Source organism: Chitinophaga cymbidii, from assembly GCF_007992715.1.
Lineage (GTDB): Bacteria > Bacteroidota > Bacteroidia > Chitinophagales > Chitinophagaceae > Chitinophaga > Chitinophaga cymbidii.
This window is the reverse complement of sequence record NZ_BKAU01000001.1, coordinates 605,617-621,492: the sequence shown is the minus strand read 5'-3', so window position 1 is coordinate 621,492 and position 15,876 is coordinate 605,617. Positions and strand designations below refer to the sequence as shown.

Here is a 15,876-nt window from a genome sequence, read left to right as displayed (position 1 = left end):
GCCCGTTATGACCAGGAAAGATCTCATATATCCCTTTATGCTGGCGCTATTGCTGACCAGCGCGCTCATCACGGCGTGCAAGAAGAACCAGATAGAATTGCTGACCACGGATGATGTGAACATTGTAGGTTATCTGGAAAAATACCCCGATTCATTCTCCCTGTTCAAGCAGATCCTCGACCGCACCGAAACAAGCGCATTCCTCAATGCCTATGGCGCCTACACCTGCTTTGCACCGACCAACAGCGGCGTGAACGCCTGGCTGGCGAAGATCAATGCGGCCAATGTGGATGCGGTGGACATTGAGGTGTTGAAAAACATGGTGCAGTTCCACCTGCTCACCGATACCATTACCACCGCCGCGTTCAAAGACGGAAAGCTGCCCGTTCCCACCATGTTCGGGCAATATCTCGTGACCGGCGTGAATTTCGACGGCGGCGCGTCCAGCTACATGATCAACCGCCAGGCGGAGATCACCAGATCCAATATCCGCGTGGGCAACGGCATGATCCATCAGTTGAATAACGTACTGGAACCATCTTCACTCACCATCGCCAAACAGCTTGAAGCAAAGCCCGAATATTCCGTGTTCGTGCAGGCGTTGAAGGAAACCGGTTTTTATGATGTGTTGAATACGGTGGATGCGGACACGGCCAAACGCTGGATGACCGTGATCGCGGAAAGCAACAATGCGCTGGCGGACAGCGGCTTCGCTTCCTACGCCGCGTTGAAGGCAAGGTACTCCACCCTCGGAGACCCTTCCAACCCGAATGACAGCCTCCATATGTATGTGGCCTACCATATTCTCGGTGGCGTGAAGTTCCTCGGAGATATCATCACCTCGCCTTCGCACCAGACCTTCCAGCCCCAGGAAGTGATCAGCGTGCAGTTGATCAACCAGAACGTGATCGTGAATGAAAATGAATTTAACGGCATCGTGGAAAAGGGAATCGCATTGAAACGCCCGTCCAGCGACAATGCTGCCACTAACGGCGTATGGCATGATGCGGACGCGCACTACAGCTTGAAGTACCGTCCGCCTACTGCGGTGTACTGGGAAGTGTCCGCTTTCGAAGAAGTGATGAAACTGCCGGCGGTATACGGGAAATCCAGCCTCACGTGGCGGCGCGAAACAGAAGCGGACAAGCTTTTCAAGGATATTGACTGGGGATGGGGCTCCAACGCGGGCACCAACATATTCACCTACAGTTACAGCACCTCGTCCAGCATCACGCGCTATGCAGTGCACAACGACTGCAACCAGCTGCCGCTCGGGCTGCCGGCCCGCCCCATCTGGTGGGAAATGACCACGCCGCCGATCGTGAAAGGAAAGTACAAGATATGGATCTGCTATGCCCGCAGCAAGCAATCCAGCAGCTCGAACATGCTCTGCCAGGTATCCGTGAACGGCGAAGTGATGCCGCGTACCTTCAATTTCACCGACCTCCGCCCCAAAGGCAGCGACTCGGAGCTGGAAGCCATCGGCTGGAAGCAATACACGGAATCAAGGCCCTACGCCTCCGATTCCAACTATGCGGCCAAACTGGTAGGCACGTACGAATTCCTCACCACGCAAAGACAGACGATCCGCATCACACCACTGAGCGGCACGCAGAACAATAACTTCCTGGACATGATCCATTTTATCCCGATCGATGAAAACCAGATACTGCCAAGGTTCAGGATTGACGGATCAAAAGTTTATAACTAACAACAGGCACAATTATGACACGTATATTTTTGATAATAGCACTGGCGATGGTATGCGGATGTAAAAAGTGGGACGATCATAACGCCATTACCAGCGAAGGACTGAAGCAGGACCTGTATGAGCAGATCAGCCAGGACCCTTCCCTCAGCAGCTTTGCGGAGCTGCTGGAAAAATCCGGTTATGCTGAAGTGATCGCATCTTCCAAAACATTCACGGTGTTTGCACCCGGCAACGAAGCCCTCGCCACGCTGGACCCCGCGATCGTCAACGATCCTGCGCGGCTGAAACGCTTCGTCGGCAATCACATCGCCAACCAGTCATGGTTCACCGCCCCCGCCGGTAAAACGTTCAACATTGAAATGCTCAACGGCAAATACCTCCGCATGCAGGCTAAAACCGTGGAGGACGCCACCATCACGACGGCGGACCGCTATGCGAAGAACGGCGTCATCCAGGTGGTTGACAGGATGTTGCCCGCGCTGGACAATACCTGGGAAGCGCTGGAAAACAACACCTCCATTCCCGCGAAACAGAAAGCCTACATGCTGTCCCTGTTCCGGAACGTGTTTGATGTAACGAATGCGGAGCAGATCGGTGTAAACCCCGTCACCGGCGAGCCCATTTACCGGCCCGGTACGGATTCCATCCGCACGAACATCTTCTGGCGCAATGTGCACGACCTCCGCGATGAATCCCGCCGTTTCACCCTCTTTGTGCTGGAAGACGCGGCCTGGGATACGGAAGTGACGAAGCTGAACCCCTTCTTTGTGACCGGCACGGCGGACAGTACGAGGGACCTTTCGGCCTGGGAAGTGGTAAAAGATTTTGCGGTAGACAGCGCTTACACCCTGCAAACCCTGCCTGATACGCTGACCTCCGTGTCCGGCGTGCGGGTGCCCATTGAGAAAGCGCAGATCAAGCAAACCATACTCACCAGCAATGGCGTGATCTACGTCATGGGGAAAATTGAGGTGGCGCCGGAACGCAAGCTGCTTTCCTTCCGCATCGATGCGGAGTTTTACCGCGCGCAAAGCGTTGACAAACGCGGGAACACCTTCTTCAGGGACCGCTTCAACCCGGTGACGCAGCTGGCGTTCAAGGACGTGCTGGTGTTCAATCACGGCACTTCCCGTTTCAACCTGAGCTACCGCCTGCAAAATATGTACAGCGTGAAATACAAAGTATACTGGGTGGCCGTGAATGATTTTCAGTCGAACAACTTTTCGCAGAAGCTCGGCATCGGAACGCCGGACGCCACACTGCTGGATTATGTGACGGTAACGCCTGATAATTATGAAGAGGTGCTGGTGGGGGAATTCACGCTGGATGCCTTTCACCCGCTGCTGGATATTTATTTAACGGCCGCCAATACTACCAATGCCGCCAACAGCGCGCTGGTATGTGACTACATCCGGCTGGAACCCTCATTCAATTAAGATATGTACCATACTACAAAATATTTCAGGATGAAGATCATACTTGTTTCTGTGTTTGTTTTAACAGCCGGAATGGTAGCGGCGCAAACTACGACCGGGAGCGAAGACACAACGCTCAGGCGTGCGACCGGGAAGGGAGTTACTGTTTCAGGGAAGGTAACAGATGCCGCTACCAGAAAGGCTGCCGTGAACGTGCGCGTGGGTGTGGAAAATTTTTCCGCCGCCATCACGGATGCAGACGGACGATTCGTCCTGAATGTACCCTCCCTGCAATCCACCATCTTTGTCAGCGGTGAAGGCTACGATACGCGGCTGGTATCCCTGCGGGGCCGGAACAACCTGGAAGTATCCCTGCTGGACGCCTCCGCTGAATCGTTCTCCGCGCCGGTCAACCTGCCGCTCGATACGCGCAGCAAAAGGAATGTGACCGCTTCTGCGGGGCAATACAATGTGAACGGCTGGCAGCAGACCGCCGAAATGCCGGACGCATTATTGCAAGGCAGGATCGCCGGGCTCAACGCCATCCGCCGCTCCGGCGTGCAGGGCGCGGGCGCCAATCTCTTCCTGCGTGGCTATAATTCCCTGTACGGCACCAACAGGCCGCTGATCGTAGTGGATAACATGATCTTCGATGCGAACGACTACGGTCAGAGCATCATCGCCAACAACTACACCAACCCGCTGTCGCTGATAGACCCGCGGGATATCGATAACATCACCGTGCTGCGCGACGCTGCTTCCATCTATGGCGCCAAAGGTGCGAACGGCGCTATCATCATCACCACCTCGCGCACGCGGGAGCAGGCCACGAAAATCGATTTCGGCGCATATGCCGGCTTCAACATCGCGCCGAAAAGACTGCCTGTGATGAATGCAGCGGATTACCGCACTTACCTGAGCGAAATGCTTGGCAGCAAAGGGCTCAGCAGCGCGGAGATCGCGGCGCTGCCGTATATGAACGATGACCCTGCCAGTCCGTTTTACCATAGCTACCATTACAATACCGACTGGCAAAGCCGGGTAATGGACAACAGCATGAGCAATAACTACTACCTCAAGGTGACCGGCGGCGATAACATCGCCACGTACGGCCTGAGCATGGGATATATGAAGAATGAAGGCATCATGCGCGGAACAGACCTTAGCCGCTACAGTACCCGCTTCAACGCCGTTTTCAATTTCACCCGGAAATTCACTGGCTTCGCCAATCTTTCTTTTACTTACAACGAACAAAACCTGAAAGACCAGGGTATTGCGGATAACACCGCCCCGCTCTTCCTCTCCCTGGTGAAATCTCCGTTCATGCATGACCGTGAGGTGAACAACGAAGGCGTGGAAAGCCCCAACCTGTCCGACCGCGACTCGCTCGGCATCAGCAATCCCACCGCTGTGATCGATGAAATGCAGGCGTACAACAAATATTACCGCTTCTACGGCACGTTCGGGTTCAAGTACGATTTTTCCGATCATTGGAATGCCAGCACAACGATCGGTATTGTATACGACAAAGTGCGCGAGAACATCTTCGTGCCCGGCAGCGGCCTGGCTAAAGACACCCTGCCGCAGGCCATCGCGGAAAACCGGCTGGGCAGCCAGGTAAAAAGACTTTACTCCATCTACAACGATACACGGCTGGAATTCACGAAGCGTTACAACAACCGGCATAGTGTAGCCGTCCGCGTTGGCTTCCGGTATCAAAAGAATGATGCTGAGCAGGATTACGCGCTCGGCTACAATTCTCCCACGGACGAGCTGGTGAGCGTACAGAACGGCCTGGCCGCATTGCGGCAGGTCGGCGGCGGCATCGGCAAATGGAACTGGCTGAACACTTATCTCAATGCGGATTACGGCCTGATGGACAAGTATTTTCTGTCCTTCAACATGGCGGTGGACGGCTCTTCCCGTTTTGGGAAGCAGGCGAAAGACGGTATAGCGATCAACGGCAGCAAGTTTCCTGTAATGCCTTCGCTTGCGGCGGCATGGCTGATCTCCGGGGAAGACTTCATGTCCGGCTCCGGCATCAACCTGCTGAAGCTGCGGGCTTCTTACAGCATCACGGCGAACGACGACATCGGTAATTACACCAGCCGGCAAACCTACGGTTCGCAGAATTTGCTGGGCATGCAGGGGCTGGTGCGCAACGGCATCGCCAACCCCGCGCTGCAATGGGAAACCGGCAAGAAGCTGAACGGCGGGCTGGACATTGCCTTCCTGCAGGAACGCCTGAACATCGGCCTGGACGTATATTCCAATAAAACAGAGAATATGCTGGTGTATGAAGAACTGCCTTCCGCCACAGGCTTTAAAACCATGCTGACCAATGCCGGCAGCATGCAGAATACAGGATGGGAAGCAACGGTGAACGCGCGCATCGTAAATGCGCCGAAAGTGAAGTGGGACCTGGGCTTCAACGTCAGCAGCTACAAAAACAGGATCATATCCGTGCCGGGAGGGCAGTTCACCACCGAATATGCAGGCGCCACCATCCTGACGGCCAACGATCAACCCGCCAACCAGTTCTACGGATACACCACGAACGGCGTGTATGCATCCGATGCGGAAGCTGCGGCGGAAGGATTACGGAAAATGAACAACGACGGAACATTCAGCACCTTTAGCGGAGGCGATGTACGTTTCATCGATATAAATAAAGATGGAGAGATCAATGCGGACGACCGCCGGGTGATCGGCGATCCTAACCCGGACTGGACGGGCGGCATCACCAACCGCATTCTCTGGAACCGCTTTGAGCTGAACGCGCTGATCACTTTCAGCCAGGGCAATGAGGTGTACAATTATCTGCGCTACCGCCTGGAATCAGCCAGCGGCGTGGAAAACCAGCTGGAAAGTATGAACAACAGGTGGCGCGCGGACGGACAGGTAACGAATACACCGAAAGCCGCCTGGGGCGATCCGATGGGGAATGCCCGCTTCAGCGACCGGTGGATAGAGGACGGTTCTTATCTGCGCCTGCGCACGGTATCCCTCCAGTACTATATTCCCATCAAAAACGGCATCCTGAAGAACGCCACTGTTTACGCCACAGGAAATAACCTGATCACGCTAACGAAATACAAGGGATACGATCCGGAGTTCAGCGCGGCCGGCAGCGTGTTCGCGCAGGGCATCGATGCCGGTCTTGACCCGCTGTTCAAAAGCGTGACGCTGGGTGTGCGGATAGGCTTGTAAAATCCATTTTAATTCAATCAGAAATCGATACGACATATGAAGAAGCTATTCATACTATTGGCGGCCGTGGCAGTAACGGGATCTTCGTGCAAAAAGATGTTCGATATAAAGCCGGAGGATGAGCTGGATGTCAGCGACATGTACCGCAACGTGTATGATGCGGATGCCGCCGTCATTGGTATTTACGGCCAGTTCATGGGCCTCGCGGAACGTTACATTCTGCTGAACGAGCTGCGCGGGGACATGCTGGAATATACGGACAATGCGGACCGGTACCTGCGTCAGCTGAGCACGCACAGCGTAACGCCGGACAATCCCTGGGCCAGTCCGCGCCCCTTTTACGAAGTGATCCTCAACTGCAATGATGTGCTGAAACATTTTGCCATCATGCACCAGGAGAACAAACTGCAGGACGCGGAATACATCCAGCGCTATTCAGACGTGGCCTGCATGCGCGCGTTCCTGTATCTTCAACTGGGCATTCACTACGGAGAAGTGCCCTACGTTACCTCGCCGCTGGAAACGGTAGATGCGTTGAAAGACGCCGGCAACTTCCCGCGCCTGTCATTCAATGTGCTGCTGGACAGCCTGATCAGCGCTACCGAAGCATTGCCCTACAAGGAAGAATACCCTTCCGGCACCACGCTGAACATCACGGTAGACGGCTATCCGACGAATAAATGGTTCATCAACAAAAGGTGCCTGCTCGGCGATCTGCACCTCTGGAAAGGTAATTACGTACAGGCCGCCAGCTGGTACCGCGAGGTGATGGAGACCGGCACCGCCGGCACTGTGAACGGCTCTTACTTTTCCATGTACAAACTGGGATGGGACAGTAATGGCGATATCGATCACTACATCCGCTATTCCCGCGACGGAGACGAGACCTCGCTGATCACGAACTCTGAATGGCGGATCATGTTCGAGCAGGCCATGAATACAGAGGGCTTCCGGAGGGAATGGGTATGGGCCATACCGTTTGATCACAAGTTCAAACCGGCCAACCCCTTCGTGAAATTGTTTTCACCCGTGGGTGGGGATTACCTTGTAAAACCCTCGCAGTCCGCGATCGATAACTGGAACAGCCAGCAGCAACGCACCCGCAGCAGCGCGCCGCAGATACCCGGTCAGCCTTATGATGCACGCGGCCTGTTCACCTGGCGAGAGATCGGCGGCCAGCCGGTGGTGATGAAGTATCTCTACAACTATCTGAATTATAACACCAATCTCCCGGCGGACATCCTGCAAAGGAGCGGTAAATGGTTCCTGTTCCGGCAGACGCATCTGCATATGCGCTTTGCGGAAGCCGCTAACCGCACGGGCCGGCACCGCCTCGCATGGGGATTGTTCAACTCCGGCATTGGCGGCGCTTATCCCGCACCGACCAGTAATGTAACGGACTATCAGAACACGTTGTTCGAGCCATATCCTTTCAATTTTGATGCGAGGAACAGCGGCAGCAACGGCATTCCATATTACCGCTCGGACTGGTACCGCAATATCGGGATCAGGGCGCGGGCAAATCTTGTTTCCCTGCAAATCCCGGCTGCCGACAGCCTGTTGCAGATAGAAGACGGATTGATCAATGAAACGGCACTGGAAAATGGTTATGAAGGCACCCGCTGGCCGGACTTGCTGCGCATCGCGCTGCGCCGAAACGATCCTTCTTTCCTTGCAGACAAGATATATGAGAAGCTGCAAAAAGACGGGGTGCCCGGTGCGGCGGACGCCAGAGCGAAGCTGATGAATCAGGATAACTGGTATCTGCCTTTCGATCTGTAAGACGAATAAAGTTGTTTTTTCACGATGACAGTTAAAATTTAGCTTAACTGTCATCGTGACGTTTATTAAATTGTATCATGTTGAAACGAAACCATCTTGTTTTAGTACTGCTGCTGACGATGCATACTGCCTCGGCGCAGATCAAATGGCCGGAAATCACGCAAACGGCAAAACCCTGGACCCGCTGGTGGTGGGAAGGCAGCGCCGTAGACAAAGCGGGCCTCACCACTGCAATGGAAAAATACCGGCAGGCCGGGCTCGGCGGGTTGGAGATCACGCCCATTTATGGTGTGCAGGGATATGAGCAGCAGTTCATTCCCTTCCTCACGCCCAAATGGATGGACATGCTGCAGCATACGCTGCGGGAAGGGAAGCGCCTGGAATTGGGGATAGACATGGCTACCGGCACGGGCTGGCCTTTCGGCGGGCCCTGGGTGAACGACGCCGATGCCAGCAAATACATCGCGTTTTCAAAATATACGCTGGCCGCCGGCGCCCGTCTCGCGGAACCGGTGGTATACATGCAGGAACCGGTTGTACGCACAGCTAACGGCAAACCCGCAAAGGGGCTGCTGGAACCCCTGACCGCGAACAAAGATCTGCAGGGGCTGGCGCTGGACCAGGTGCGGTATGAAAAGCACCTCCCGCTGGCCGCGCTCATTGCTTACGACGAAAAAGGCGGCTACACCGATATTACCGCGAAAGTAGATGCGCAAGGAAACCTCAACTGGTCCCCCAAAAACGGCACGAGCATCCTGTACGCCCTGTTCCAGGGATGGCATGGAAAAATGGTGGAACGCGCCGCGCCCGGCGGTGAAGGTCTTGCTATCGATCACTTTTCATTGCCCGCTATACAACATTATCTCGGTCATTTCGATCAGGCTTTTGCAGGACACGACCTCTCCGGCCTGCGCTGTTTTTTTAACGATTCATATGAAGTGGACGATGCGCGCGGCGAAGCGAACTGGACGCCCGGCTTTTTTACCGCATTCCGTCAAAAGCGCGGATATGACCTGCGGGAGCAGCTGCCGGCATTATTTGCAAAAGACACCCGCATACTTTATGATTACCGCATGACCATCTCGGAACTGCTGCTGGAAAAATTCACCCGCCCCTGGCATGCCTGGGCGGAGGCGAAAGGAAAGCTGATCCGCAATCAAAGCCATGGATCACCGGCCAACATCCTCGATCTGTATGATGCGATCGATATTCCGGAAACGGAGGGCACGGACATCCTGCGCTTCAAGTTCGCCACGTCCACGGCCAATGTGTCCGGCAAACCGCTGGCTTCCGCGGAAGCGGCTACCTGGCTGAACGAACATTTCCAGTCTTCTTTGTCGGACGTAAAACTGGCGCTGGACAAATATTTTGCCGGTGGCGTCAATCATATTTTTTATCACGGCACCAACTATTCTCCGCAAAATGAGCCCTGGCCCGGCTGGCTGTTTTATGCCGCGGTGCACTTCACGCCCGCAAACCCTTTCTGGAAGGACTTTGGCGCACTGAATGCCTATGTGGCCCGTTGCCAGAGTTTCCTGCAGCAGGGAAAAAGCGATAATGACATCCTGCTCTATTTTCCTTTCCACGACCGGAACAATCAGCCCGGCCGCGCTATGCTGCATCATTTCGACGGCATGGAAGGCTTCGACGGCACCTACTTCAAGCAGGCCGGCGAAGAGCTGTTACAGGAAGGATATGCATTCGACCTGATCTCCGATCTGCAGCTGCAAAAGTCTTCCGCTGAGAACGGGAAAATACGCACGGCGGGCGGTAACCGTTACCAGGCTGTTTTACTGGCCGATGTGAAATCCATCCCGCTCGAAACCCTGCAAAAGCTCCGCGATCTCGCCAAAGCAGGCGTGCGCGTACTGATGTTCGAAAACATGCCGCAGGATGTGCCCGGTTTCTACCAGCTGGAAGAACGCCGCGCCGCTTTCAGGAAAACAATGGAAGAGCTGGCCGCCTGCAAAACGGTGCATCTCAACAATCATTTGTCCGAATTGATGCGCGCCGGCAAAGTGCGGAAGGAGAATTTTTCACAGCTGATGTTCGTGCGCAGGGCTTATGAAAATGGACATTATTATTTCCTCTCTAATACCGGCAACGAGCGCCTGCGGGATTATATCCGGCTGTCCTCTCCCGGCCGCTCTGCCGCTATTTTCGACCCGATGCTGGGAAGAGCGGGACTGGCCTATACAAAAGCAGGAGCGGTGTATGTGGACCTCGCTCCCGGCGAAAGCTGCATCCTGCAAACATCTTCAACGCCGCTGCAAGGCGAATATTTCCCGTACACCACGCCCACCGGCGCGCCCATCGCGCTTGACAATGAATGGGACGTGCAATTCCTCGAAGGCGGCCCCTCGCTGCCCGCCGCCACAAAGGTCAAACAACTTTCGTCGTGGACGGAATGGGCGGTTGATGGCGCCGCACAGTTTTCAGGTACGGCGCGGTATACGACCACTTTTAAGAAACCGGATGCCGCCGCAGCAGCATATGAGCTGGACCTTGGCAGCGTGCATGAAAGCGCGGAAGTCATCCTCAACGGCGAGAAACTGGCAACGCTGATCGGGCCGGTGTACAGGCTGACCATCCCGTCAACAGCGCTGAAGGACAACAATACTTTGCAGGTGCTGGTGACCAACAGTATGGCCAACCGCATCGCCGATATGGACAAACGCGGCCTGCCCTGGAAGAAATTTTACAACATCAATATGCCGGCCCGCCTGCCGGAGAACCGCGGTGCGGACGGATTGTTCACCGCGGCCAACTGGTCGCCGAAAGCATCCGGACTAACGGGGCCGGTTACACTGACGCCGGTAGCGGTGGCACAACAGCCCGGGCTTTCAAAAAGCGTGGCGAAGCCCGTTCCCACAAAACACAACGCAGGAGAATGACAGCACGGTTTTTAATTGGAATGATGATGATGGTATCCCTGGCGCAAGGGCAAAACACCAAGGTGCACTACCTTTCCGGCAGTGACTGGGATTTCTTTTGCACCGGCGGCCGCAACAGCGGGTACTGGACGAAGATCAGGGTGCCTTCCTGCTGGGAGCAGCAGGGCTTTGGCACTTACAATTACGGGCGTGACTACAAGACCTACGGAAAGAACTTCCGCTTTGCGGACGAGCAGGGATTGTACCGGCACCGCTTCCGGGTGCCCGCGGACTGGAAGGGGAAGACGGTGAATATTGTGTTTGAGGGATCGATGACCGACACGGAAGTGAAGATCAATGGGAAGTCCGTGGGGGCTGTGCATCAGGGGGCTTTTTACCGTTTTAAATATGACATTACTGATAAACTGAAATATGGCGCCGAGAACCTGCTAGAAGCAACGGTCAGCAAAATGTCCGCCGACAATTCTGTGAACAACGCGGAGCGGCTGGCCGATTACTGGGTTTTCGGCGGTATCTACCGCCCTGTGTACCTGGAAGTGTTGCCGCAACGGCATATCGTCCGCACGGAGATTGATGCAAAAGCGGACGGCAGCTTCCGGATGAAAGTATATACGAACAACGGCGGCGGCCATGTGTCCGCCATCATCAGCGACGCCAGCGGCAAACAGGTGGCGCAGGCCACTGCCGCTGTAAAGGATTCCGTAGCGTGGATCAGCGCGGATGTGAAAAACGCTTTACAATGGACCGCGGAAACGCCGAACCTTTACAAGGTGACCGTCATCCTGAACCATGGCCACCAGGTAACAGAAAGGTTCGGTTTCCGCACCATTGAAATCCGCCGGCATGACGGCATTTACGTCAACGGCACGAAGATCAAAATGAAAGGCGTGAACCGCCATTGCTTCTGGCCGGAAACCGGCCGTACGCTCACGGACGAGATACAGCTCAAAGACGTGCTGCTCATGAAGGAAATGAACATGAACGCCGTCCGCTGCGCCCACTATCCGCCGGACAAACGTTTCCTCGAATTGTGCGACAGCCTCGGGCTGTATGTGCTGGACGAGCTGGCCGGATGGCAAAAGGCGTACAGCACCAAAGCAGGAGCGCCGCTGGTAAAGGAAATGGTGACACGCGATGCCAATCATCCTTCCATCATTTTCTGGAGCAACGGGAACGAAGGCGGTCATAACAAGGAGCTGGACGATGATTTCGGGCAGTACGACCTGAGCAACCGGCCGGTCATCCACGCGCATCACCGCCCCGGCAACCAGTTTAACGGGATTGACTGCAATCACTATGAAGATTATTACAGCACGCAGAAGATACTGGCGGACACGAATATTTACATGGTCACGGAGTTTCTGCACAGCCAGGACGATGGCGGCGGAGGCGCTGCCCTGCATGATTTCTGGGAACTGCACTGGCATGCGGAAAGAGGGGCCGGCGGTTTCCTCTGGGCGCTGATAGACGAAGGTCTTGTTCGCACCGATCTCAACAACATCATTGATGTGAACGGGATCAACGGTCCAGACGGCGTATTAGGCCCGCACCGCGAAAAGGAAGGCAGCTTCTATGCGATCCGGGAAATATTCTCCCCCGTGAAGGTCAGCTTCCCCGCCGCTTTTAACGGAACTGTGCAGGTGGAGAACCGTTTCCACTTTACAAATTTGAAGCAATGCAAATTCCAGTGGGGACTGGTCAATTTTCACAAGCCCGGTGATGCGGTGGCGGGATATGAAGTAAAAAAGAAAGGCAGCGCCGCCCCGGTTAATATTGCGCCTTTGGCGAAAGGCGTGGTGGATTTAAATCTCCCGGCGGACTGGCAACAGTATGATGCGATGGTGCTCGCCGCGTATGACCCTTTTCAAAAAGAAATTTACCGCTGGGTACACAGAATAAAATCCAATACAGAATTGCTGAACGGCGTGCTCACCCTGAATGATGATCCGGTTTCCGTGCAGGAATCCGATTCCATCGTCACGCTGTCCGGCGGACAGGTGACGGTGATGCTGAACCGGAAGACGGGTATGATCGCGGGATTGAAGCATGCAGCGGGTGACCAGCCGTCATTTGGCGATGGTCCGCTGCTGGTCAGCGGGAACGCCACGGTCAGAGATGTGAAGGTATCCCCCCGCCAGGCGGAGTTCACGTACGACGGCGATATGAAGTATGTGCGATGGGAGATGAACGGCAGCGGCTGGTTGCGGCTGGAATACGAATATGCATTGAATGGTACCTATCCTTTTGCCGGCATCACTTTTACTTACCCCGAACATTTTGTACTCGATGCGAAATGGCTCGGCAAAGGCCCTTCGCGCGTATGGAAGAACAGGTTGCAGGGTGTGACGGATAACGTCTGGATGAACGCATATAACAATGCGTCCCCGGGCCGCGCGCCCTGGACGTTCCCGGAGTTCAAGGGATATTTTGCGGACATCGCCTGGATGGAAATGAATACCGTGCAGGGCAGGTTCTGTATTGCTTCGCCGGATACGGGTTTGTATGTACGCCTTTTCGATTTTTACGGATTGAATGATGTGCATCCCAATCCCGCATTGCCCGCAGGAACCTTATCGTTCCTCGATGCGATCCCGCCCATCGGCACAAAGCTCGCTTTCAATATCAACAACAATACCCGTTCCCTCGGACCTTCCAGCGAACCGAACCGGATCAGCGGCAGCAAGAAACGTGTGCTCTGGTTCTATTTCGGATTGCCGAAACCGGTCGACGGGAAGAAAGAACAATATAACCGACCGGCAATAAATGATCTGTTATGAGAACATGGTGGCTGATATTACTTTTTAATCCGCTTGCGGCACAGGACCGCATCGACCGCGAAGCGCTCGTGCGGCGGCATACAGTAGAAGTGAGGCAGATGGATTCCCTCTCATCCCTTTCTGTGGGCAATGGCAATTTCGCATTCACGGTAGACGCAACAGGCATGCAGAGCTTCCCGGATGCTTACGCAGCGGGTGTTCCGCTTGGTACGCAGTCCGCATGGGGCTGGCATAGCTTTTCGAATAAGGAAGGACTGCGGTTTGAGGAATCGCTCCGCGAATATGAGCTGGACGGCAGGAAGATACCTTACTCCGTGCAGGTGAAGCACAAGGCGGTGGATTACTTCCGTGCAAACCCGCACCGGTTGCAGCTTGGGAATATCGGGATGGAGATCGTGAAAAAGGACGGTACGTTAACAACGGTAACGGACATACGGAATATCCATCAGCGGCTGGACATGTGGACGGGTGAGATCAACAGTGAATTTACGGTGGAGGATGTGCCGGTGAAGGTGATCACGGTTGGTCATCCTGCACAGGATGCGGTTGCTTTCCGGATCAGCTCGCCGTTGCTGGAGCAGGGGCGTTTGCGGGTGAGGGTGCGCATCCCTTATCCGAACGGTGGCTGGAAAGATGTGGGCAATCACTGGAACAGCGGCCAGCAGCAATCAACAACATTTTCGAAGGAAGGATATATCGCCTGTTCGCTGGATACCACCCGTTACCGTATCGATCTCCGCTGGTCCGCCATCGCGGATACCCGCGAGGCAGCGCCCCATTATTACCTCATCACGCCCGCCAGGGCAAAGGATTTTGAGCTGACGGCCAACTTTGCATTAGAACGCAGCGTTGCTCCCGCGTTTGAGGAAACCCGGCAGGAGAGCGCCAAGGCATGGAAGCAATTCTGGCAAAGCGGAGGCGCGGTGGATTTCACAGGTAGCACAGATCCACGGGCGCATGAACTGGAAAGAAGGATCATCCTTTCACAATATCTCACCCGCATCCAGTGCGCGGGAGATTTCCCGCCGCAGGAAACCGGTTTGACGTACAACAGCTGGTTCGGGAAGCCTCATCTCGAAATGCACTGGTGGCATGCGGTGCATTTTGCGCTCTGGGGCCGGCCGGAACTGATGGAAAAAAGCCTTAACTGGTATTTTACCGTGGCGGACAAAGCAAAACGCCTGGCAGAACGTCAGCATTTTGACGGCATCCGCTGGCAGAAGATGACGGACAACAACGGTGATGAAGCCCCCTCTTCCGTCGGCGCCTTCCTCATCTGGCAGCAACCGCATTTCATTTACATGGCAGAGCTGTTGTACCGGCATCATCCCGGCAAAGCCGTGCTGGACAAGTATAAGGACCTGGTGTTCGCCACGGCGGATTTCATGGCGTCCTACCCCACGTACGACCCGGCAAAGCAACGGTACAACCTCGGCAGGGGCCTGATCCCCGCGCAGGAATGCTTCGATCCCATTACAACGTTCAATCCCACTTACGAGCTGGCCTACTGGCACTGGGCCCTGAACGTTGCGCAGGAGTGGAGAAAAAGGGCGCAGCTGCCCCGCCATAAGAAATGGGACGAAGTACTGGCAAAGCTGGCGCCATTGCCGCAGCAGCAGGGCGTGTACCTCGCTACGGAAAGCACGCCGGATTGTTACACGAATGAACGTTACCTCGCCGACCATCCGGCGGTACTGGGCGCATACAGCACGCTCCCGGCCGCCAACGGGCTGGATACCGCGATCATGAAGAACACGCTGCAACTGGTATGGGACAAATGGAAATGGGACCACACCTGGGGATGGGATTTCCCACTGGTGGCCATGACCGCCGCGCGGCTGCATTTGCCGGATAAAGCGCTGGATGCGCTGCTAATGCCCGTACGCACCAATACTTACCTCGTGAACGGCCACAATTACCAGGACGGCAGGCTGACGATCTACCTCCCCGGCAACGGCGGCCTGCTGAGTGCCGTGGCCATGATGTGCGCGGGTGTGGATGCCGGCCCGCAGATCAACATCGGCTTCCCTGCTGATAGAAGCTGGAAAGTGAAATGGGAAGGATTAAAGAAGATGTTTTAATACGAT

Annotated in this window: 7 protein-coding genes; all 7 read left to right on the top strand. The window is 55.1% G+C overall.

Going from position 1 to position 15,876, the window contains the following annotated elements; genetic code table 11:
• Positions 1-7 precede the first annotated feature (7 nt).
• A complete protein-coding gene (locus tag CCY01nite_RS02425; RefSeq protein WP_146857704.1) occupies positions 8-1,711 on the top strand; it encodes a fasciclin domain-containing protein in 1,704 nt (567 codons plus the stop codon).
• A 14-nt stretch (positions 1,712-1,725) separates the two neighbouring features.
• A complete protein-coding gene (locus CCY01nite_RS02420) occupies positions 1,726-3,147 on the top strand; it encodes a fasciclin domain-containing protein (RefSeq protein ID WP_146857703.1) in 1,422 nt (473 codons plus the stop codon).
• 30 nt (positions 3,148-3,177) lie between these two features.
• On the top strand, positions 3,178-6,336 hold the full coding sequence (locus CCY01nite_RS02415; RefSeq protein WP_222614296.1) for a SusC/RagA family TonB-linked outer membrane protein: 3,159 nt from the start codon (positions 3,178-3,180) through the stop codon (positions 6,334-6,336).
• A 36-nt stretch (positions 6,337-6,372) separates the two neighbouring features.
• A complete protein-coding gene (locus tag CCY01nite_RS02410) occupies positions 6,373-8,118 on the top strand; it encodes a RagB/SusD family nutrient uptake outer membrane protein (protein ID WP_146857701.1) in 1,746 nt (581 codons plus the stop codon).
• A 77-nt stretch (positions 8,119-8,195) separates the two neighbouring features.
• Positions 8,196-11,012, top strand: coding sequence for a glycosyl hydrolase (locus tag CCY01nite_RS02405; RefSeq protein WP_186830861.1), 2,817 nt, complete (start codon positions 8,196-8,198; stop codon positions 11,010-11,012).
• Between the two features lie 23 nt (positions 11,013-11,035).
• Positions 11,036-13,789: a glycoside hydrolase family 2 protein gene (locus CCY01nite_RS02400; RefSeq protein WP_246129831.1), complete on the top strand. Its 2,754-nt coding sequence runs from the start codon at positions 11,036-11,038 to the stop codon at positions 13,787-13,789.
• Complete coding sequence (locus CCY01nite_RS02395; protein ID WP_146857699.1) at positions 13,786-15,870, top strand: hypothetical protein; 2,085 nt, start codon at positions 13,786-13,788, stop codon at positions 15,868-15,870. Before CCY01nite_RS02400 ends, CCY01nite_RS02395 begins: the two co-directional genes overlap by 4 nt.
• The last annotated feature ends 6 nt before the right edge of the window (positions 15,871-15,876 follow it).

Coding starts and splice junctions, on each gene's coding strand:
- CCY01nite_RS02425 (WP_146857704.1), top strand. CDS start 8: ATGACCAGGAAAGATCTCATATATCCCTTTATGCTGGCGCTATTGCTG.
- CCY01nite_RS02420 (WP_146857703.1), top strand. CDS start 1,726: ATGACACGTATATTTTTGATAATAGCACTGGCGATGGTATGCGGATGT.
- CCY01nite_RS02415 (WP_222614296.1), top strand. CDS start 3,178: ATGAAGATCATACTTGTTTCTGTGTTTGTTTTAACAGCCGGAATGGTA.
- CCY01nite_RS02410 (WP_146857701.1), top strand. CDS start 6,373: ATGAAGAAGCTATTCATACTATTGGCGGCCGTGGCAGTAACGGGATCT.
- CCY01nite_RS02405 (WP_186830861.1), top strand. CDS start 8,196: ATGTTGAAACGAAACCATCTTGTTTTAGTACTGCTGCTGACGATGCAT.
- CCY01nite_RS02400 (WP_246129831.1), top strand. CDS start 11,036: ATGATGATGGTATCCCTGGCGCAAGGGCAAAACACCAAGGTGCACTAC.
- CCY01nite_RS02395 (WP_146857699.1), top strand. CDS start 13,786: ATGAGAACATGGTGGCTGATATTACTTTTTAATCCGCTTGCGGCACAG.